The organism is Edaphobacter sp. HDX4 (genome assembly GCF_036877565.1).
In the GTDB taxonomy this organism is placed as follows: domain Bacteria; phylum Acidobacteriota; class Terriglobia; order Terriglobales; family Acidobacteriaceae; genus Edaphobacter.
In genome coordinates, this window is the sequence record NZ_JAEDXW010000008.1 from 118838 (window position 1) to 137501 (window position 18664).

Here is an 18664-nt window from a genome sequence, read left to right on the forward strand (position 1 = left end):
CTTTCTTCCGGTAGCCGTTTAAAACCTGTAGATCGCGGCACCGCTGGCGACCTGCAGAATGTCCATCGCGCGATGAGAAGCTGACTTCAACCCGCTGTTGGGGACGAAGAGAATATCGTTGGCAAATAAAGGTTCATCCGGTGCCTTTCCCGCGAGGATTGCCTTAATATCCACCGGAATCTCCCGAGGATTTCCATCACCGCCCGGTGCAGGACGGATGATCTTGGACTTGCCTTCGGCGGAATCACGCCCCAGGCCCTCCGCGAGCGACAACGCCTGCAACAAAGTGATGCTGGTATGCGAGGAGAGTTGAAATCCTCCTGCCTTCTTTACGTTGCCTAAGACGTAGACCACCTCTGCCTTCGGAATCGAGATAATGTCGCCCGGAGAAATCAGGATGTTATCGGAGGGATTCTTGGACGCCATCAGATCCTCAAGCGACAAGCTGGCCGTGCTTATGCCTGTTACTTTGTCTACCGCCGCATGCGGCAACGGTAACGCTCCCCATCTCTTTTCGCGCGTGACGATAACCCTCGAGCCGGCGTCCGATTTCGTTCCTCCCGCCAACAAGATCACGTCGATGAGGCGTTTCGGGCCCTGCAGTTGATGAACTCCAGGCGCATTAACAGAGCCAACAATCGAGACTGGCCTGCTCGAATATTCCGTAAGACTGATCGAGATCTGGGGTGAACTTATGTACTTGCTCAGCTTCGATGCCAATGTCGTCTTCAGTTGTGAGATTGTGAGACCCGTCGCTTCAATAGGACCCGCGAGCGGCAGGTCTATATAACCGGATGGATCGATCCGAACCGGCTTACTGGATAGCTCCTCTAAGTCTTGGACATTGATAACAAACTGATCGCCATCTCCGAGAACATACTCATTCATCACAGGTTTGCGGGGAATCAGCGTGACTTGTCCATAACAGCAAAATGAGACTAAGAGCAACGAGATACACAATGGACGTCGAATTGAGTTTTGAAAATTCATTCGGTCGATTGAAGTACGAAGTTGTTGAGGTCGTTGGATGTCAAAAATCAGTCGGCTGATAGACGGTCCGGTAATTCGGAACCCGTTCTCACAAAACGATAGCTTCGGCGTCGCGGGAACAGTTACACCAAAGACATCGCAATTTGTGTGCCAAATTCGATTTCGTCGCTTGCGAGCGAAAAAATGCAGGCAGCGACCATCGGGAATTTTGTCGCTCTTTAAACGACGCTACTTCAGAGGGTAAGAGATATGACAGCTGTCCCAAAGAAATTTGGATCAGGGATCGTAACGATGAAGACATGAGAACATCTCGTTGATTCTAGGATGATTCTGGCATGAGTCCATTTTCGAAGAATTCAAAATCGACATGCGAGGAGCGCAGTTCAACGCTCCGCCTATGTTCGCTCGTCCTGAGGAAATGCGAGTTTTAAAGTCTTCCTTGCGTCAGAGAATGGCAAAAATTGCGTTCGCGCTTTACCTCGAATGCAGTAGAAAGATCAACACCCAAAATTAGCCGTCCTCGCAGATTTTTTCACAACTCAGGAAATGGATTACACATCGATCCAAACAGCAGATATATCACGTCTTCTGCTGGGTTTGTGGAAGCCTCTCCAGTGGCGAAGTAATCCGAAGGGTCAGTTCTTCTCGAAAACCACATGAAAAACTTTACCCACGCGAGGAACTGCTTAATTAGTTCTTTTCTTAGGCATGAGATTTAGAATGTCTAGCCATTGGCCACGCGCGGCAAGTTCCGCGTATCCGGTCTGTCAGGGGGAACGGCAATGACAAACTTACCGTTAGCTGGATTCGCTTCTCTTCTTTGCTTTACAGTGACAGCCAATTTAGTTCGAGCTGATCAAGGCTCGCCCGTGGTGAAATGGCGCGATCGTCGCCCGATCGGAGAACTGATGCTTGCACCAGTATCGGGCCGTGGCGCCGTTAATGACGGCTTCGGGGATGCAAATCCACGTGGCTGGCTCAACGATAGAACAATTGATATTACGAACAGTGCGGGTATCGCCAATTTTCAGCGAAAAGTTTTAGCGTACGCTGATCAGAGCATCGGAATTTTAAAGAGCATGAATGCTCAAGGTGCAATCACATGGGATCTCGAAGGCGAGCAATATCCCCAGGACACCACGTATATCGGCGATCCGTCGCTTGCTACAAACATCGCTCCTGAATGGGAATCAATCGTCTTAGGGTCGGACACTCCTTATGACGGAATGAAACTTATTGATGCATACTTCAAAAAGTTTCTCGATGCTGGTTTGCGTACGGGTATGACAATTCGCCCGCAAACGATGGAATTTGGCAATTTTTCAGACTGTAATTTGCCAGGAGACCTCAATCATTCCTGTCAGCCTTTTTCCATTGACGAAAATGCACAAGTAAATGCTTTGAAGCAAAAGATTGCCTACGCGAAACAACGGTGGGGAGCCACTCTGTTTTACATCGACTCAAACGTTAAAGCGGATCAGGTTTGGCGTTGCTATCCTCCCGAGTGCAATAACAACGCAGCTTCGTGCCCTGCGACTTGCAGCACCGGTTCGACATTGATTTTAGGTGGAGGAAAGAGTCGCTTAGGGGGATCTCCACTTGAGGGCTCTGTGTTTGCGAGTGTTGCTGCCGCGAATCCTGATGTCTTACTCATTCCAGAGCATAACTACAACGTTCATGACGTTGGCCACGCAGACTACTTTGCGGTAACGACCCCACTCTACCAACTTTCCCAAGACTACAACGGAGTGCCCGCACACACATCGGATGAAGAGCGAGCCTCTGTGTCTGACGCCTTTAGTGCCGTCATCATCAACAATGCCGGTCTCGCTGTCGGGGATCAGCGGTATCATGAGCTCGTTCAAGGGGTGAAAAACGGTGATATTTTGATCGCACGTGCGTGGTTTCGAGATTCCGATCTTGACATCGTCCGTGCAATCTACAAAGAGGCCGGTGTTTACCGACATCGGCAGTAACAATACCCGTGTCAGTTTAACTGATACCAGCGACGTCATCTATACCCGCGGGTACAAATCTAATTTCTACTCGTCTTCATTCACTTTGATGACATTGAGATCGCCTGGCGCTCAAATCAACACTACAACGGTTATAGAACTGGACGTTTGAGAGACTCATCGGAGGGCATTCGGTACCTCCACAATCTTTGCTTGGTGTACATCGGCACCTTCTGCGGCCCACAAGCGAGCGAGGTTCTCGGCCTGCAGCGGAAGTCCTGAACGGAACAGCACTGGTTCCCACGGAACTGCGTTTGAAGGGCGTTTGTATCCCTGGCAGTCTGAAGTATCGTTTGCGTCGGGCACCAAGTGGCGCACCGGAACAGGTGTGACCGGACATCGATGCATGGAGGAAGCTGGAACTCAGATTCGTCAGAGGCTCAAACTTATGGGGCGGAGCCTCTGGCCACCAGTACGTTTATTTTTTCATTTCGATGGTACGACCGATATTAACCTTGTGGTCACAGGCCAGGCTAAAAACCTCGAAGGACAAGTGCTCGATTTCGCCCCCGGAACCATTGGCAGAAGCGTTCTGGAGAAGGCTCTCGTGGACAGGTATTAAGGCGATTGAAGCGAGGAATGGCATATGACGCAACAAATCGCGGCTTGAGCCGACACTCTGAACGACGGACTGAAATAGCTGCGATAAAACTCAATTGGTCATTGATCGCCATTAGTCAGAATCTCAATTGAGAATTTCAGCAGTTAGCACCTATTGAGCTGACAATGGACGTGCGAGTTGTCGATTAAAGACATTCGGTGATCTCGCGTTTGGCGGACAAAGGTCGATTTCGCGACGGGCTGCCATTTAGTCCTCACGTGGAAACTAGACGGCACCACGGCTGATCTGGAAATAGATGGTGACGTGAAGTATCTTCTCGAGAGTGATCTCTGGGGTTGGTAGCGAAATCGATGAGGAGTAGAGACGATTCCTTATCGATGTGATACACACCGGGTCCTTCAGAGGAAACTGTAAAGCCACATTGTTTGACGACAGTCCTCTGTCAACATCGATGAGACTCGGACTTTGAGCAACTAACGAGAAAATTTATTGAATTTATTAACCGGACTTAACGGTCGATTCGGCAATTTGCATGGAAACACAGGTGGGGTTCGGCCTATGGTTTCGTGACCGTTAGTGGTTGACGACTCAAATAGCCACATTGACGCCGCCTCGGGTTTTCGCAAGGCGAAGCTCATGATCCGTGTTCATGAGCGTCTCACTTTCGCACTCAAATACAGTGTAGTCAAAGTGTAGTCAACGGATGATCCGGGGCTTCCGCCGGCAAACCTATAACGTGGACCCTCCAATCTTCTTGTATGAATCGGAGTAGTGCGGAGTTACTCAAGAGCCGCACCGGTTTACCTTCGTTTGAAGACCCGAGAGCGAGACGTCGCTTCCCGGCCAGAAATGGACATGCATATAGAGAGTGTTGCCGCGGCGCGTAAACATTGCATGCGAAGGGCGCCACGGTTGGCAGAGATCCGTATCGAAGATGGCTTCGCCATTTCGTTTTTAGCCAATCTCCAGCTTCGGTCAAAATACGCACGGCCGGCTCGGGAAACGTCCCGTCTGCTCTAGGCCCAGCATTTCTCAAGAAGTTGCCTTGATCACGGGCGCAGGTAATCAAATTGCGCAAGTGTGTGCTCGGTGATTTCCACTCAACATCCTCCGGGTCATAGCCCAGCTCTCGTTCAGAGTCATGCAGCTTTCGCGGCTCTCCCGTTGTGAGCCGCGATGATGCTTTGTTCCGGAGTGGAGAAATCGCCAGGTGCCCAATTGCGTCCGTTCACCACGATATCCGGTTGAAGCTCGAAGACCATTTTGTTCATGCGTTCGGTTTCCCGATAGAGCCCGTGGATAAAGAGACCGTACCTCGCTTCGCGCCACCACTTCAACCTTCGAATCTGTTCAGCTGTTGGTGGAGGAGACGGAGGTCGCGAGGATAAAGGCTGGCATGGCTGAGGCGCGCGTTTGCCGCTTTGGTCTCAGCCTCCATAGGGATTACTGCGCCGATCAGTGCAGTACCGCTACCGAGCAATAAACCTCTAGGTGTGATGTGATCCAAGGTCTCTCCTTCGGAAAAATTCCGACCATAGACAACCGTAACTCACTGGAATCAGTGAAGCTTAATTCTATTGCCGAACCTGATCGCGAAGCTTTATTTCATGGATCTCAAGAAGATTTACGGCTAGACCGCTGAGATTCCGGGGTGCATGATGGGCCGTTTGAGCCTGGAGACGGCAGGTGAGAATCCGCAGTTAAGGCAACAGATAAGCGCAGCTTTTGCACATTGGCAGCATGCGATCGCCATGGTTATCGAGCAGGCGGTTACACAGAAGGAACTTCCGACGAATACGGATTCGGAATCGCTGGCGGGGTTCGTGCTCAACGGCTGGGAGGGGCACTCTTGCGTTCGCAGGCGGAAAAAAGCAACGCGCCGCTTGAGATTTTCATACGCTACGTCTTCGATGGGTTGCTGACGAAGGAACCGAAGACAAGGTCGGCGGCAAATACGGCGACATTCACCGCGTCAGCAAAATAGGTCCAAGGACTTCGGAGCAAGGCGGTGCAATTTCATTTACATGAAGGACGGTCATCGATCGTCTGACAAACAGTGTTCATCAGAAAGGAAAAACAAATGTCCACGATTCATCTTCATCAGACAACTACCCTCACACCGGAGCAGTATATCGCTGGGCTTACCGACTTCGGGCCGAACCGCTCGAAGGTTTTTGGCAATAGCGCGAACGAGTATCTCAAGGTGCATCAACGGGAAGCCTCGCAGGCCGATGTCACCGAAGGCTCAGCCGGCATCTGGGAACGCCTGCACTATGACTGGTCCAATCCTCAACATGTCGTTCTCACGACGACAGATTCCAATGTGTGGGGCGGCGCGTCGGGCCACAGCTACACCTTCACGCGCTTATCCAATGGCATGACCGACATTGACGTGGATGTCGTGCGCGAGGGCAAAGACCTCAAAGGTCGACTGCTTGGCCTCGTGCTTGGGACGGTTGGCAAAAGCGTCCTGCAAAAGGCATTTATCAACAGCGTCAAGGCCCTCGAAGCGCGTGACGGCGGGTCCCGGACTCCGCGGCCAAGTACCAGCCGTGGTTCTAAAGGTGACCGAGAATTCCGTTACATCCACCCTTGACACGATACTCTTCCGTACACAAGAATCCTCGGAGAGAAGCTGTTCTCCTTCATCACCGCCCGCCTTCTTGTTCCCGATGTCGTGGAACCTCCGGCCGGGATCATCCATCACCTAAGACCTAGGGGATATCTGTGAAAGCATTGATCTTTCGCGAGACCGGTGAACCGAAGAGCGTATTGGAACTGGCTGAGATCCCTACTCCGCCTTTGCGCCCTGGCGAAGCGCTAGTCCGGGTACTGCTTAGCCCCATCAACGCGTCAGACCTGCACATGGTGCGCGGGCGCTATGGCTATCAGCCGGAGTTGCCAGCGAGCCCGGGCATCGAAGGCGTCGGGATTGTGGAGGCCATAGGTCCGGGCCTGCAAGCTCCGACCGTTGGAACTCGCGTAGTCTTCGTAGACATCTGGAACACCTGGCGCGAGCAGATCGTATGCCCCGCGGATAAGCTCCTGCCCGTTCCGGATGGGTTGAACGATTCGACCGCTGCTGTTTCTTACATCAATCCTTTGACGGCGTGGGCCTTGGCCATATCAACTCACAACCTCAAGGAGGGCGACTGGCTTCTGCAGACGGCGGCAGCTTCCAGCGTCGGGAAGCTCGTTCTTCAACTGGCGCAGCAGTATCGATTTAAGACCATCAACGTCATCCGGCGGCGCGAGCAGGAATCGATCATACGCAGCCTCGGAGGCAACGAGGTCATCTGCACCGCCGACGAGGATCTCAGGGTACGCCTTCAGGAATTGACTGCGGGCAAAGGCGTTGAACGAGCCATCGACTGCGTTGCCGGGGCTGTTGGCGCTGAGGTTGCTCGCAACCTTGCTCCGGGTGGAACCATGCTGGTGTATGGAGCCCTTTCCAGTCATCGGCAGACGGATCCCGCGAAATTCATCATGCCGCTCTTCGCTCCACGTTTGATCTATTCGACAGCAACTGTTCGCGGGTGGTGGCTTCCGCGTTGGGTGCCTTCCCAGCCGCTCGCTGACGTGCGAGCAGCGGTGAGCGATCTTCTCACCATGTTGGCGGAGGGAGCCCTTACGCCAGCGGCGACAGTGCGGTACTCGCTTAAGAACTTCCAAGAGGCGGTACACCTGGCCGACGGTGAGGCAGGACAGGAAAAGGTTTTGCTCGACTTCTCCGAAAGGGCCCTATAACCCGTGGAGCCTTATGGCGATCGTCGCGAAACAGGCCGTAGCGTTCGGCCACAAATCTTCACTCACGGCGAAGCGAATCGGTACTCCTCAAGGGGTGTCATCGGTTACTTTCGGAGTTTTTTCTTCGACATCAACGCCAGAGATGCGAGCTTGAATCAGATTTCCGAGCCGGATCTTTGTGGCGGGCCAGTCGTTCATCGTAAAGGAGTAGTTCACAGTGTCGCGAACGAAGCCATCACGCATCACGGTGTGGCAGCGCAAAACTCCGTCGCGAACAGCACCGAGTCGTTCCAAGGCACGTTGCGATCGAATATTTCGTGCGTCGGTATTCAGCTCGACTCTGTTTGTCAGAAGCGTTTCAAATGCGTGAGTGAGCATTAAAAATTTTGTCGCTGTGTTGATGTGTGTCCGCCGGTAAGGTGCTCCCAGCCAGGTCTTTCCCAGTTCGAGCCTCCTATGTTCTGGCACGACGCGGTAAAAGCTCGTTGTCCCGACTGCCGATTGATTGGCTTCATCGATGATTGCGAAGTTCATCTCAGTCCCGTGCTCATTGGCATCCATCGCAGTGCCTATCCAGGCCTGCAGTTCGGCCTTCGATGCAAGGTGCGCAAAGGTCATATACCGCCAGATATCCTTCTCTGCTGACCAAACAGAAAGCTGATCGAGATGAGAGTAGTCGATGGGAGTGAGACAAACAGAATAGCCTTCGAGAACCACTCGTTGCAGTGGCCATTGAAAGCGGCGGTCAGGAAAACTTCGTGTCAACATGTTGATGGCATCCTTCACTCTATATCAATCGTGTTCCCGCGTTACGAATCGATAAGCCTGTGCGTTCACCGGGAAAGACGCACTTATACGGGGTTACTCGGCGACTGTTGGGCAACAGCGATTGAAGGCGCCAAACAGGCGACCAGGATCAGATCATTTCGCCTATTGAGATTCAGGAACACTTCAAGAGAAGTTAGCGGCACCACTCACCGGATTGATATGAAAGGCAATTGAGCGGGTCGTCACCTCAAATGGTAAATCGCTGCCTGACCGGAGGGGCCTATCAAATGGCGCCAGGATGTTGTTTCCGCAAACATCTTCGAGACTCGAGGCAACACGGACGTGATAGGACCCTGCCGCCCACGGCGATGTCGGTGTAAAGCTCCATCGTTTTTCGCCCTGATCGATTACGATCCGGCCGTTTATCGATTGCCCATCGGTGGATGCAATGGCGATCGCATGCCCAAGCAGTGCCCAATCCAACGGTTGTGGAAAGAGCAGCACCAAGGGCTCGCGGCTTTGACTCACGGGAGACACGATCTTCCACTGCTCGACCGCGATGTGTTCCCGTACGGCCTCTGTGATAACGAAGCGCTTGTTGACAGTCGCCGTCAACGGACGACCATCAAAGTCAAGCATCCCTGCACCTACTGCGAGCGTGTACACCTGACCAGCCTTGAGTGGTGGGCCCAGCTCGCGGTTCGGCCCTACCTTCCGTTTAAGCCTGCCAGGATCGAGCAGTATCGTTAGACACCGCATGCTCCTGTCCCAGAGTTCAACGGGGGCACGATAAAGTACGTCGGTCGCTGGTTCTCCATCGGGGCCGAGAAGCCTAATCTCAGCTTCGGCTTGACCGCGCTGCATCGGATTCGAAAAACCCACGTAGAAGCGAAGCAGGTTTTCTGGAAGATCGTCGCTAGAGGGGAAAATATGTTGCACCTCCGCAGGCGCGGCGCTCAGCGCTTTCGGAAGCGAAAACTCAAGCGTGAGCACTTCTGAGAATTCAGGACGACCGAGCGGTCGAGGGTCGAAGCTTGCTCGATAGGAGAGACCCCGTTCGAATGGAAAGTGGGGGATGAACCGCAAGCAGTCTTCCAAAATCTGATAGCGGCCGAAAATATTGGGAAGGTCGTCACCACTCGATGCTCCCGTTCGGACCACGCTCACACCGAGCAGGGACTTCAGCAGGCCATTCGTCAGTGTGCGCTTGCCGAGTGAGACCATCAGATCTGGATCGAGGCCGCGTACGGTGACACCGACCAAACCCGTCTCAGGCAGATCGGAGTCGACCGTAAGCGTCGGTTGGCTTGTCACATGTGCGCTCATAGGTCCTCTTTGACCGGCGTCTTCAAACCCATTACGGCATGTACGATATCTCTCTGTGATGCTCGCGGTAGTGAAAGGGATCCGGACCATTGGGCCAGTTCATTTCCGACATATCATCTTTGCGTTCGAAGCAGTACGGCATCGCCAGGCTGCTGAGATCCAGGCGGTACCCTGTCTTGGGATGCCGCCAAATCTGGACTGCCCATTTTGGACTAAGGACCGCAAAATGCTCGGCCTTTATCGGAAGAGTGGCCTGTGTTTTACCCAGGCCACTCGGTCCGAAGTCGATGGGGACACCTGTAGGTTGAGGCTTCGCCGTCGCAATATCCAAGACAGAGAGTCGCGACGCGCTTCGCGTATCCATGGTGACGAGCAGATATTCCTTCTGATCGAAGGGATCGGTGAATGTGAGCATGTCAAGCGGGTTGGCACCATACCCGAGCTCTCCGATCACATCGCCACGAACGTGAGCGCCATCCTTCAGAGAACTTAGGGGGATGCGCACCAGAGGCGTACAACCATAGACGGCGAACAGATATGGCTCGCCTTGCAGCTCTCGGATGAGTTGCCGAATGATGGGAGCTCGCGTTTCAAATTCACCGTGTACGGTGTGCCAGATTTCTACGGTGCTCGTTGCCATCTGAGCGTTGAAAGGGTAAGGGATTCGATACAGCGTTGAGGCGAACCGCTGGTTCGAAACGCCGGTTACGAATATCTCCCCTTTGTAATACTTAACGTCTGTGATTGCGAATGATCGCTGCGTGGCAAACTCAAGCATCGCTTTCTCATTGGGCTCGTGCGGAATACGGACTTGCGAGTGCGGAATGCCGTCCAGTTCCAGTACCTCCAGTTGGCCATGGTTCACCTTCACGATCGCCGAAATGGCATCCGTACTGCGGCCGCGTTCAACCGATAAAAAGATCTGCCCCGAAGGTTGGTGAACGACCATGTCGTTGACAACGATCTTGTCGTACGTTGTGCCCAAGAGTGCGGCGAGCTTCTTATCCAGACCGGCGACGAGGTCGCGACCTTCAAAGTTTTTGAAATTGCCGAGCTCTACGCCCGTCTGTGACGTCAGATCCTTATCTCGCAGCGCGAAGGCATGAACCGCCGCGCCTGTGATGTCACCCACAAAGAGAATGCCGGATGCAAAGTTTCCGGGAGGAAACCTTTCTTTTTCAACGAATCCATTGTGAGTCCGGATTTGTCCAAAGCCACCCGCTTCGCGTAGAGCACTGTACCATCAGACGCCAAGACAATGATCGGATTGGCAATAGCATCAGTGATCGTGCGTAGATGTTCCTCACTTCACTTCAGCTTCTCCTCGGTGCGCTTACCTCGATGTCAACTGCCGCAACGTACCAGCGGATGATATGGCCATGTTCGTCCTTTAGCGGGTTGTACTGAGCGAGATGCCCGAAGGCATGGCCACATTCTCTGGCGGTGTGATTGCCGTCATCATCACCATCATGGTGCTGGATCCTAAAGTTACAAAGCGTGATCGGACTTTCCCGGGAGCAGTGTGAAATGGGTCTCAATGATGAGGAATACTGTCCCGTTCGGCGCGGAATACTTCGTCGAGATCTGAATCCAGAAATGAGGAGAGTCCCATGGACGGAAGTAAAACGCTCTTGAACCCATCGGAATGTTGCGACGGACGTCTTCTTTTTCCCAAAGACCAGAGATGACTCTACGCCAAGCGATAAGCAATGGGAATTACTGCTTAGCCTTATGACCTCTGATAACTCGGCGCATCCGCGACGTGCCAAGCATACTCAGCCGCTGAAGCCGTTGTTTGCTCGCTTGGTGCGGAGTTTCGTCGGTGTAAGAGTCAAGGACGGCTGAGACGTTCAGTGATCGAGACGGTGAGATCGTCCCAGGGCTTTATCTTATGGAAGAAGAGTTCAAGGATTGCGGCCATAAGGGTCGCCAATGAAATGGCACAGCGTATCTTCCACCTTCCGCTTAGCCGGAATCTGCAGATCCCAAGCGGAATGGTGATGACGAGCAACCACTTGTCGTGAGGTACTTCTCTCAGTCGGGTGGGCCTTAGTGGCAGGAACGCACAGTTCCACTTCAGTACGTACGCCAACTTCGCTCCGCACCTCGAGCGTTCCTCCCATGATTGTGGCGCGCTCCCGCATCCCGCCAACACCGTAGTGTCCTGCACAACTCTGACCGGATAGAACCGCTGGATCAATGCCTTTTCCATCATCCCGCACTCGCACTCGGAACTGCTCATCGTCGTATCGGATTTCAACCCTGATTGTTTGCGCATCAGCGTGCCGAAAGGTGTTGCGTATCGCTTCCGCGGCAATCTTGTAGACCTCATCGCGAAGTATGGGATGAAGATTTTGCGCTTCACCCTCAACGGACACACGGAATTCCGGTGGTGGACGATTGCCTGCGTCTTTTGCGAGTTCTTCCCCAAGCGTGTTGATAGCCTGCGCGAGATTGTTGGCCTGGATTGTGGACTCGCGCAATCCCTGCACCGCATCCCGGCCTTCGGTGATAGCGTCTGCCGCCTGCGCATCGCACTTTGCAGCTTCTCCTTAGCCTCCACTGGGCGATCGGGCAGCAACTCGGAAACGGTTTGGAAGCGGAGCAACAAACCGTGAAAGCTTTGCAGCAGAGTGTCATGAATTTCACGAGCAATGCGTAAGCGTTCGGCCACGCGCGCCTCCAGAGTTGCCTCTTCGGCTCGCTTGCGCTCAGAAATATCGCGGACAAGAGCGAGGTTGTAGCCGATACCGCCGTATTCGAAATAGGTAACGTTGATCTCTACCGGAAAGTCGTGACCGTCTTTGGCACGGTCCCGGCTTTCAAGAGTTTCTGAACGGGTTGACCGGCGGCGTCGGGCCCAGCTTTCAGCCCAATCAGCCATAGGGTAATAGGGGTCTATATCCTTGATCCCCATACCGAGCAGTTCTTCGCGGGTGTAATGCAGGGCCCGACAAGCTTCCTCGTTGACATAATGGAAACGGCTTTCTTGATCAAACAGAAAGGCCGATACTTGCACGTTATTAAGGGCAAAACTTGTGAGAGCGAGTGATTCTTCGGCCCGCTTGCGCTCAGTAAGGTCGAGCACGAATGCCACACCTTGCCCTTCGCTCTTCGCCGCACCGATGAGCACGGGAACCCGAGTCCTATCTTTGCGGAGATATCCCCTCTCGAATGGTTGTAAGCTCCCGGAGGCCTTCAAGTCCGGCACCCATTTTTGTCCGTCAACGCTAAGCCATTCCGCAGGCGTCAGGTCCGTCCAGCACATGCGACCCGCATTGAGATCGTCACGATCGTATGCCACGATCCTGAGAAAACGCGTCATTAGCCTCAAGAATCTTTCCTTCGATATCCCAAATGAATATATTCCAACGATGTTGGCATCGAACAGCTGTCGAATCGTGGCTTGACGCTTAAGGAGCTCCTGTTCCGCTTGTTTGGCCGCCGTGACGTCTGTGATGGCTCCCACAAATTCGGTCTCGCCGCCTGAATCACGCACAACACGACCTGCGACCCGAAGATACTTGACTCTGCCGTCCGGCATCAGCAATCGGTGCTCGTGGTGCAGGTGTTGCGCGTCAAGTGTTGTCTGATTCGAGATAGGCGCCAAACACGTTTGTGAGATGTGAGCAAGAATCTGCCCTAGGTGAGCTTGATCGTCAGGATGCACACGCTGCCGCACAAATTCCAGCGTCGGTTTCGTGAGAGGATCCAAATCAAAGATTCGGTACGTTTCCACCGACCAGAAGATCTCGCCGGTAGCAACATGCCAACCGAAGCTGCCGGTGTGACTCAAGCTCTGGGCGAGTGCCAGATAGGCTTCGCTCCGGCGCAGCGCATCCTCGGAATACCGGAGTTCCCTTCGCTCTTTTGTTTCGCGCATTGCCCGCTTGACCGAGGGTACTAGGCGAGACAAGCGCGTTTTCAGAATGTAATCCGTCGCGCCGATCTTGAGTGATTCGATTGCAACATCTTCACCCAGAGTCCCAGAGACAAAGATGAACGGCATGTCTGGGCTTTGCCGCTGAGCAATCTTCAATGCCGAAAGACCATCAAACGAGGGCAGCGTGTAGTCCGCCAGGATCAGGTCGAAGTCGCCCTGCTTCAACGCAGAGATGAATTCGGATTCCGTTTCGACGCGAATCACCTCACAGTACACCCATCCGTTGCGAGCGTCTCACGAACCAACTCCGCATCGGGGACGTCATTCTCCAGATGCAAAATGCGCAATCGGACACTCATTTGTTTCATCGCTTCCTTGCGCTGCCAGGCGGCGGTTCGTTGATCACCGCCCAAACACTCCTAGTTCCTTGATGGCGTTCACAAATTCGTGAAAGTCCACTGGCTTAACTACATAAGCGTTGACGCCCAATTCGTAAGTGGCCACCATGTCCTTTTCTTCGCGAGAGGACGTCAGTACGACCACCGGAATCATCTTCAGGTTCTGATCCGACTTGATCTGCTTAAGCACCTCGAGTCCATTGACCTTGGGCAGTTTCAGATCGAGCAGGAGGACAGCAGGATTTCCGCGCCCGCGCTGCAGGTAGTTTCCGCGGAAGTACAGATAATCGAGCGCTTGTTCACCATCGGCTGCAACAACAACCTCGTTCGCAAGGTTGTAGTCATCTAAAGCCGTGAGCGTGAGCTCCACGTCTTTCGGGTCGTATTCGACGAGTAAGATGCGTCCCAAAATGTCCATCGGTCAGTTCACTCCCGTGCTCTTGCAAAGAGAGAAGTAGAAGGTGGCGCCGCCATCCACTTTGCCTTCCGCCCAGACGCGGCCGCCATGGCGGTGTACGACGCGTTGAACCGTGGCCAATCCGATACCGGTGCCTTCGAAGGCCTCCTGCGGGTGAAGTCGCTGGAAAACGCCGAACAGCTTGTCAGAGTATCTCATGTCGAATCCCACGCCGTTGTCTCGAACAAAGACCACCAGTTCCTCCTTGCCCTGGTCAGTGCATCCGATTTCGACTTCCGCCTGCGGACGCGTGCGGGTGAATTTTGCGGCGTTGGAAATCAAGTTGATCAAAGCCAGCCGCAACATCGAACGATCCCCGTAACAATCGGGAAACGAATTTAGCTTCCAAACGATCTTGCGCTGCGTCACGTCCTGGCGGACCTCGGCAACGGCCTCATGAACGAGTTGCTCCAGGTTGACGACGGACTTATGTGCCTCAGCGCGGCCGATTCGCGAAAACGCGAGCAGGTCGTCGATGAGGCAGCCCATACGGTTGCTCGCTTCCATAATCATCGATATGTAGCGTTTGCCTTTTTCATCGAGAGATGTGGCCGCACTCTTGCGCAGTAGCTCCGCGAAACCCGACATGTGGCGCAGAGGCGCGCGGAGATCGTGCGAGATAGAATAGGCGAAGGCTTCTAGCTCCTTGTTGCTGGCCTCAAGCGCGAGCGAGCGATTTGCAAGCTCCTTGTTGAGAGCTTGAATCTGTTCCTCCCAACGCTTTCGCCCGCTGATGTCGTTGCTGGTTTCGAGGATCGCAATCGGGGTGCCCTGTGAATCGCGCCGCAGAGACCACCGGCTCGCCACGATGACCTGTACGCCATCGGCTTTCGTGCGCGTGAGTTCACCTTCCCAGCAGTCCTTCACCAGCAGCTCCGCCCGGATTTCCTCGATTGGCTTCGGGAAGATGGTACGCAGGAGTTCGTCGGAATGCCTGCCAATGGCTTCGCTCTGTTTCCAACTGTAGAATTTTTCAGCGCCTCGGTTCCAGTACGTAATGATGAAGTTCGTGTCGCCGACGAAGATCGAGTCGTGCGTCAGGTCGAGCAGGCTGGATCTCTCCTCTACTTCAACCTTGAGCTTGTCGCGAGTCTGGAGAAGATCTCGCTCGACGCGGCGTCGGATCGTGCTGAACCATGAAACGAGCGAAGCGAATGAGGCAAGAATGATGAAGTAGGGGACATCCTGGATTGGATGGAGAAACTGTGGAGGGGTTCCGTGAAAAAATAATCGAAGCTTAGCGACGACAGGACCAGCGCCAGCACCGCAGGTCCTGCTCCTCCATACCAGGAACTTACGGCGATCGCAAAGAGAAGCAGTGGAATGCCGCTGTCGTGGAATTCGAAACCATTAAGGAGGAGCGCGGCCGAAAACGCGATCCCCACGGAAACGAAGGCAAGCCCGTCGCGTTGGAGATGCGTTAGGCGTGGCCATGACGCTGACCGATGCACTATCGAATCGCGAGCATCAGTAACTGGCACGTTCATTCCATACCCCAAGGCCGGTGCTTGTAACACCGATATGACGCTGACCAGGGCACCTAATCAGGAGGCACCCATGACTGCACATTACCGTAGCGCCACATCCCGGACGACTCAACCCAGATTTCCATCTGGATGGATCGTGCTGCGCGGAAAGCGATGGTACGGCTACTACCGCAGGCAGGTCATTCACCCTACAACCGGGGACGTCCGAGTTAGAATCGTTCCCATTCGACTCGGCCTTAAATCGCAGATGACGAAGCTCGCGGGGGAACGCGCCGCGAGATGAGATCGCCAAGTGAACAGGCAAGATCGCAGATGCCAGATTCTGAAAGACGGACCTGTCGCTCTCGATTGGTTTGTTCCCAACCGCTATTTCCCGCTACGCGAAGGGGGACTGGCGACCTGAAACGGCGAAAGAGAAGAAAGCTCAAATCGAGCTTGATTTGATCTCAAAGTTCGGCGCGGATCCAATCGAGTCGATCGACAAATTCGAGCTGCAAACGCATGTGAATCATCTGGCAAAAACCTACTGCCAGGCGCGCTCTTATCTCAAGTCCATCTTCGACGAAGCAATCGAATGAGAGTTCCTCGTCAAGGACCCGACCTGAACGCTGAAGATTCCGAAAAATCTCCGGCCGAAGACAACCAGATCTTGACGTGGGAGCAGTTGCGAGCGGTCTTGAAAGCAGCCACTCGGCGGGATCGCATTCTGCTGATGCTGGACATGACCGATGCGCTCCGGCCCAGCGAGCTCTTCGCTTTTCGCTGGAAGTCCTTCGACGACGTGAATACGTTGTCGATTACCGAAACGATCTACCGAAGGAAGATTCGTCCCTTCGGAAAGACCCCAGGGAGCATGACGAAGGTCCATCTACCCGATGGACTTGCCGGCGAGCTCAGGCAGTGGAAGCTGGAATGCCCAGATCCGTCCCCGGACGCGCCGATGTTCCCGAACGCGGACGGCGGGTTCCTGGACCCGGCCAACTTCCGGTATCGAGTTTTGAAGCCCCTTCGGGAGGCGTGGGAACTTCCCAAGCTGAACTTCCAGGTGCTCCGGCGGACGATCGCTACCCGGGCACAAAAGCTGGGTTTCGGTGAAGGACGTTCAATCACACTTGCGTCACTCACGAGCAGACACCACAGCGAACGAGTACATGCAGGAGCTTCCGGAGAGTGTGCAGCAGATGGTAGGAACGGTCTACGCGATGCTCACGTCGACGGCAACAGAGCGGAAGGCAGGGTAGGTTTGAGCCGGTAGAACCGGCGCAGTTGATGCCAGCCGGTTGAGTTTGGCATGAAACCACTAACGCCGGTGTCGCTAAGTTATTGATTTCTATGGTGGGCGCAGCAGGATTCGAACCTACGACTTCCACCGTGTGAAGGTGGCACTCTACCGCTGAGTTATGCGCCCTGATCCCTCCAGGCCGTCAATCCAGCGCCGAGGATCTGCCTCAAAGAATAGCATCTCGCAGCTGCAACCCGAAACTCTCATCTAAGTCACTCAGCAACGGCCACTAAGTGGCCGTCACAGGCCTCCCGCGCAAAGGATACAATCAGCACAATTGCTTTAGCATGCCTTCTCCTCCCCAGTCCGGCCCCGCAAATGAAAATCCTCGGTCTCCGGACTCCACTCCTGCCAGAGATGTGTCGCAAAAGCACGATCAAGCGCAACCTGACAGCGGAGATGGGGTTACTAAGGATATGGCCACGCTCGCAGTCAGCCCGACGCTCCTTGAGGACCTCCGGACAGCTGAGCAACAACAGCGTCGTCCCGGCGAATTCGCCAATATGGACGATGCCGCCATCATGCTTGAGCTCCGCGCCGGAAATATGGCCGGCTTCGACTACCTTATTCAGAAGTATCGCAAGCCCATCATTCACTTCATGTTCCGCATGGTTCACAACCAGGCCATCGCTGAAGAGCTCGCACAGGAGGTCTTTCTTCGCGTCTATCGTTCCCGGGAGACCTACCGCGCCGAGGCCCGCTTCAGCACCTGGCTCTACCGTATCGCCACCAACCTCGGGGTCAATCACGCTCGCGATACCCGGCACGAACGCAACGCCTCGACCATATATCTCGACCAGGTCGACGCCGAGACTGGAACCACCCCCGACGTCGCCGATTCCACTCCCGGAGCCGAAGCCAGCATCCTCCGCCGCGAGCGGATGCAGGCCATCCGCGAACACGTCCTTGCCCTGCCCGAACGCCAGCGCATGGCCGTCCTCATGCACAAATACGAGGGCATGGACTACAAGCAGATCGGCGATGTGCTCAAGCTTAGTGAGTCCGCCACCAAGTCGCTGCTCTTCCGGGCCTATCAGACCTTGCGTGGAAAGCTGAAAGGTTTTATTTAGTCCCTTGGGGACCTTTATTACACCGCCTTTGCCGGTGTAGCTCGATAAGAGAAACTGGAGAGAATCTCATGAACTGCCGTGACTGCCAATCCGCGCTTCCAGATCTTCTGCTCGATCCCACTGCGCCATCCATTGCCGACGCTCAGGCCCACGTAGACTCCTGCGCCGAATGCCGTCAGGAGCTTCAGGCGCTGCAGGCGACGATGTCCTTGCTCGATACCTGGGAGGCTCCCGATCCCTCCCCCTACTTCGACCAGAAGCTCGCCGTCCTGCTCCGCGAAGAGCAGTCCAAACCTCCGGTTGGCTGGTTTGAGCGCATGCGCTCCCGGCTGCTCTTCAATACGGGCCGCCAGTTCCGTCCTGCTCTTGCCGGGGCTTTCGCTCTTGCCCTGCTCATCGGCGGCGGAGCCTTCGCCGACCTCGCCAATGTTCACCTCAACCAGTTAGACAAGGCCCCTGCTTCGGCAATCGTCACGGACCTTCAGGTGCTCGATAATAACGACCAGGCCCTGCAGACGATGGACCAGCTCCTTCAGGATGAAAACTCGCCTGACGATGCCTCTGGGTCTCCGATCAGCTAAGCAAGAAAGCATAATCTACTCTGAGAGGAGCCCGAAGAAGTAAGCTTCTTAACGAATCAGAAGTTCCTTGCACGAATCCCTTACGGTTTATGCCCTTG

The 18664-nt window shown here is 54.3% G+C and carries 19 protein-coding genes, 1 tRNA gene and 1 pseudogene; 9 read left to right on the forward strand and 12 right to left on the reverse strand.

Features of this window, described 5'->3' with window-relative positions; translation table 11 throughout:
* Positions 1–18: 18 nt before the first annotated feature.
* On the reverse strand, positions 19–888 hold the full coding sequence (locus tag JAO29_RS10045; RefSeq protein ID WP_334268074.1) for a polysaccharide biosynthesis/export family protein: 870 nt from the start codon (positions 886–888) through the stop codon (positions 19–21).
* Between the two features lie 833 nt (positions 889–1721).
* On the opposite strand from JAO29_RS10045, the gene JAO29_RS10050 reads away from it, so the two are divergent.
* Entirely contained in the window at positions 1722–2966 is a 1245-nt protein-coding gene (locus JAO29_RS10050; protein WP_334268075.1) for a hypothetical protein, read from the forward strand.
* A 1286-nt stretch (positions 2967–4252) separates the two neighbouring features.
* Here the strand turns inward: JAO29_RS10050 and JAO29_RS23500 are convergent.
* Together JAO29_RS23500 and JAO29_RS10055 are read right to left on the reverse strand one after the other, a co-directional pair.
* Positions 4253–4645, reverse strand: a complete 393-nt coding sequence (locus JAO29_RS23500) for a hypothetical protein (protein ID WP_442886356.1) — start codon at positions 4643–4645, stop codon at positions 4253–4255.
* A 61-nt stretch (positions 4646–4706) separates the two neighbouring features.
* Positions 4707–4838 carry a hypothetical protein gene (locus tag JAO29_RS10055; RefSeq protein WP_334268076.1) on the reverse strand — a complete coding sequence of 44 codons (132 nt, stop codon included), beginning with the start codon at positions 4836–4838 and terminating at the stop codon, positions 4707–4709.
* Between the two features lie 387 nt (positions 4839–5225).
* On the opposite strand from JAO29_RS10055, the gene JAO29_RS23505 reads away from it, so the two are divergent.
* From JAO29_RS23505 to JAO29_RS10065, 3 genes are all read left to right on the forward strand, one after another.
* Positions 5226–5489: a TetR family transcriptional regulator C-terminal domain-containing protein gene (locus JAO29_RS23505; protein WP_442886359.1), complete on the forward strand. Its 264-nt coding sequence runs from the start codon at positions 5226–5228 to the stop codon at positions 5487–5489.
* A 158-nt stretch (positions 5490–5647) separates the two neighbouring features.
* Complete coding sequence (locus tag JAO29_RS10060) at positions 5648–6163, forward strand: hypothetical protein (RefSeq protein ID WP_334268077.1); 516 nt, start codon at positions 5648–5650, stop codon at positions 6161–6163.
* Between the two features lie 131 nt (positions 6164–6294).
* Positions 6295–7314: a zinc-dependent alcohol dehydrogenase family protein gene (locus tag JAO29_RS10065; protein WP_334268078.1), complete on the forward strand. Its 1020-nt coding sequence runs from the start codon at positions 6295–6297 to the stop codon at positions 7312–7314.
* An 87-nt stretch (positions 7315–7401) separates the two neighbouring features.
* Here the strand turns inward: JAO29_RS10065 and JAO29_RS10070 are convergent, their stop codons facing one another.
* The 7 genes and pseudogenes from JAO29_RS10070 to JAO29_RS10095 form a co-directional block, all read right to left on the reverse strand.
* Positions 7402–8082: a GNAT family N-acetyltransferase gene (locus JAO29_RS10070; protein WP_334268079.1), complete on the reverse strand. Its 681-nt coding sequence runs from the start codon at positions 8080–8082 to the stop codon at positions 7402–7404.
* Between the two features lie 183 nt (positions 8083–8265).
* The gene (locus tag JAO29_RS10075) at positions 8266–9408 is read right to left on the reverse strand and encodes a hypothetical protein (RefSeq protein ID WP_334268080.1); all 1143 of its coding nucleotides are present in this window, start codon (positions 9406–9408) and stop codon (positions 8266–8268) included.
* A 31-nt stretch (positions 9409–9439) separates the two neighbouring features.
* On the reverse strand, positions 9440–10540 hold the full coding sequence (locus JAO29_RS10080) for a hypothetical protein (protein WP_334268081.1): 1101 nt from the start codon (positions 10538–10540) through the stop codon (positions 9440–9442).
* Positions 10541–11312: 772 nt separating this feature from the next.
* Positions 11313–11900 carry a sensor histidine kinase gene (locus tag JAO29_RS23510; protein ID WP_442886360.1) on the reverse strand — a complete coding sequence of 196 codons (588 nt, stop codon included), beginning with the start codon at positions 11898–11900 and terminating at the stop codon, positions 11313–11315.
* Between the two features lie 47 nt (positions 11901–11947).
* Positions 11948–13567 (reverse strand): annotated as a pseudogene (locus JAO29_RS10085) (PAS domain S-box protein); the annotation flags it as partial.
* A 126-nt stretch (positions 13568–13693) separates the two neighbouring features.
* Positions 13694–14107: a response regulator gene (locus JAO29_RS10090; RefSeq protein ID WP_334268083.1), complete on the reverse strand. Its 414-nt coding sequence runs from the start codon at positions 14105–14107 to the stop codon at positions 13694–13696.
* A 3-nt stretch (positions 14108–14110) separates the two neighbouring features.
* A complete protein-coding gene (locus tag JAO29_RS10095) occupies positions 14111–15172 on the reverse strand; it encodes an ATP-binding protein (RefSeq protein ID WP_334268131.1) in 1062 nt (353 codons plus the stop codon).
* Between JAO29_RS10095 and JAO29_RS10100 the strand changes: the two genes are divergently transcribed.
* Positions 15077–15286 (forward strand): hypothetical protein, encoded by a 210-nt coding sequence (locus JAO29_RS10100; RefSeq protein ID WP_334268084.1) that lies wholly within the window; start codon positions 15077–15079, stop codon positions 15284–15286. The two genes, JAO29_RS10095 and JAO29_RS10100, sit on opposite strands and share 96 nt — an antisense overlap.
* On the opposite strand, the gene JAO29_RS23515 is transcribed toward JAO29_RS10100, so the two are convergent.
* Positions 15211–15633: a DUF4118 domain-containing protein gene (locus JAO29_RS23515; RefSeq protein WP_442886357.1), complete on the reverse strand. Its 423-nt coding sequence runs from the start codon at positions 15631–15633 to the stop codon at positions 15211–15213. The two genes, JAO29_RS10100 and JAO29_RS23515, sit on opposite strands and share 76 nt — an antisense overlap.
* 70 nt (positions 15634–15703) lie before the next feature.
* Here JAO29_RS23515 and JAO29_RS10105 point away from each other — a divergent pair, with 70 nt between their 5' ends.
* A complete protein-coding gene (locus JAO29_RS10105; protein ID WP_334268085.1) occupies positions 15704–15916 on the forward strand; it encodes a hypothetical protein in 213 nt (70 codons plus the stop codon).
* A gap of 291 nt (positions 15917–16207) precedes the next feature.
* Positions 16208–16888, forward strand: a complete 681-nt coding sequence (locus JAO29_RS10110; protein ID WP_334268086.1) for a hypothetical protein — start codon at positions 16208–16210, stop codon at positions 16886–16888.
* 78 nt (positions 16889–16966) lie between these two features.
* Here the strand turns inward: JAO29_RS10110 and JAO29_RS10115 are convergent.
* Positions 16967–17041: transfer RNA gene (locus tag JAO29_RS10115), tRNA-Val, on the reverse strand.
* A 290-nt stretch (positions 17042–17331) separates the two neighbouring features.
* On the opposite strand from JAO29_RS10115, the gene JAO29_RS10120 reads away from it, so the two are divergent.
* Both JAO29_RS10120 and JAO29_RS10125 read left to right on the forward strand, forming a co-directional pair.
* Positions 17332–17985: an RNA polymerase sigma factor gene (locus JAO29_RS10120; RefSeq protein WP_334268087.1), complete on the forward strand. Its 654-nt coding sequence runs from the start codon at positions 17332–17334 to the stop codon at positions 17983–17985.
* Between the two features lie 68 nt (positions 17986–18053).
* A complete protein-coding gene (locus JAO29_RS10125) occupies positions 18054–18566 on the forward strand; it encodes a hypothetical protein (RefSeq protein WP_334268088.1) in 513 nt (170 codons plus the stop codon).
* The last annotated feature ends 98 nt before the right edge of the window (positions 18567–18664 follow it).

Coding starts and splice junctions, on each gene's coding strand:
- JAO29_RS10045 (WP_334268074.1), bottom strand. CDS start 888: ATGAATGAGTATGTTCTCGGAGATGGCGATCAGTTTGTTATCAATGTC.
- JAO29_RS10055 (WP_334268076.1), bottom strand. CDS start 4,838: ATGAACAAAATGGTCTTCGAGCTTCAACCGGATATCGTGGTGAACGGA.
- JAO29_RS23505 (WP_442886359.1), top strand. CDS start 5,226: ATGGGCCGTTTGAGCCTGGAGACGGCAGGTGAGAATCCGCAGTTAAGG.
- JAO29_RS10060 (WP_334268077.1), top strand. CDS start 5,648: ATGTCCACGATTCATCTTCATCAGACAACTACCCTCACACCGGAGCAG.
- JAO29_RS10070 (WP_334268079.1), bottom strand. CDS start 8,082: ATGTTGACACGAAGTTTTCCTGACCGCCGCTTTCAATGGCCACTGCAA.
- JAO29_RS10075 (WP_334268080.1), bottom strand. CDS start 9,408: ATGAGCGCACATGTGACAAGCCAACCGACGCTTACGGTCGACTCCGAT.
- JAO29_RS10090 (WP_334268083.1), bottom strand. CDS start 14,107: ATGGACATTTTGGGACGCATCTTACTCGTCGAATACGACCCGAAAGAC.
- JAO29_RS10100 (WP_334268084.1), top strand. CDS start 15,077: ATGCCTGCCAATGGCTTCGCTCTGTTTCCAACTGTAGAATTTTTCAGC.
- JAO29_RS23515 (WP_442886357.1), bottom strand. CDS start 15,633: ATGAACGTGCCAGTTACTGATGCTCGCGATTCGATAGTGCATCGGTCA.
- JAO29_RS10105 (WP_334268085.1), top strand. CDS start 15,704: ATGACTGCACATTACCGTAGCGCCACATCCCGGACGACTCAACCCAGA.
- JAO29_RS10110 (WP_334268086.1), top strand. CDS start 16,208: ATGAGAGTTCCTCGTCAAGGACCCGACCTGAACGCTGAAGATTCCGAA.
- JAO29_RS10120 (WP_334268087.1), top strand. CDS start 17,332: ATGGCCACGCTCGCAGTCAGCCCGACGCTCCTTGAGGACCTCCGGACA.
- JAO29_RS10125 (WP_334268088.1), top strand. CDS start 18,054: ATGAACTGCCGTGACTGCCAATCCGCGCTTCCAGATCTTCTGCTCGAT.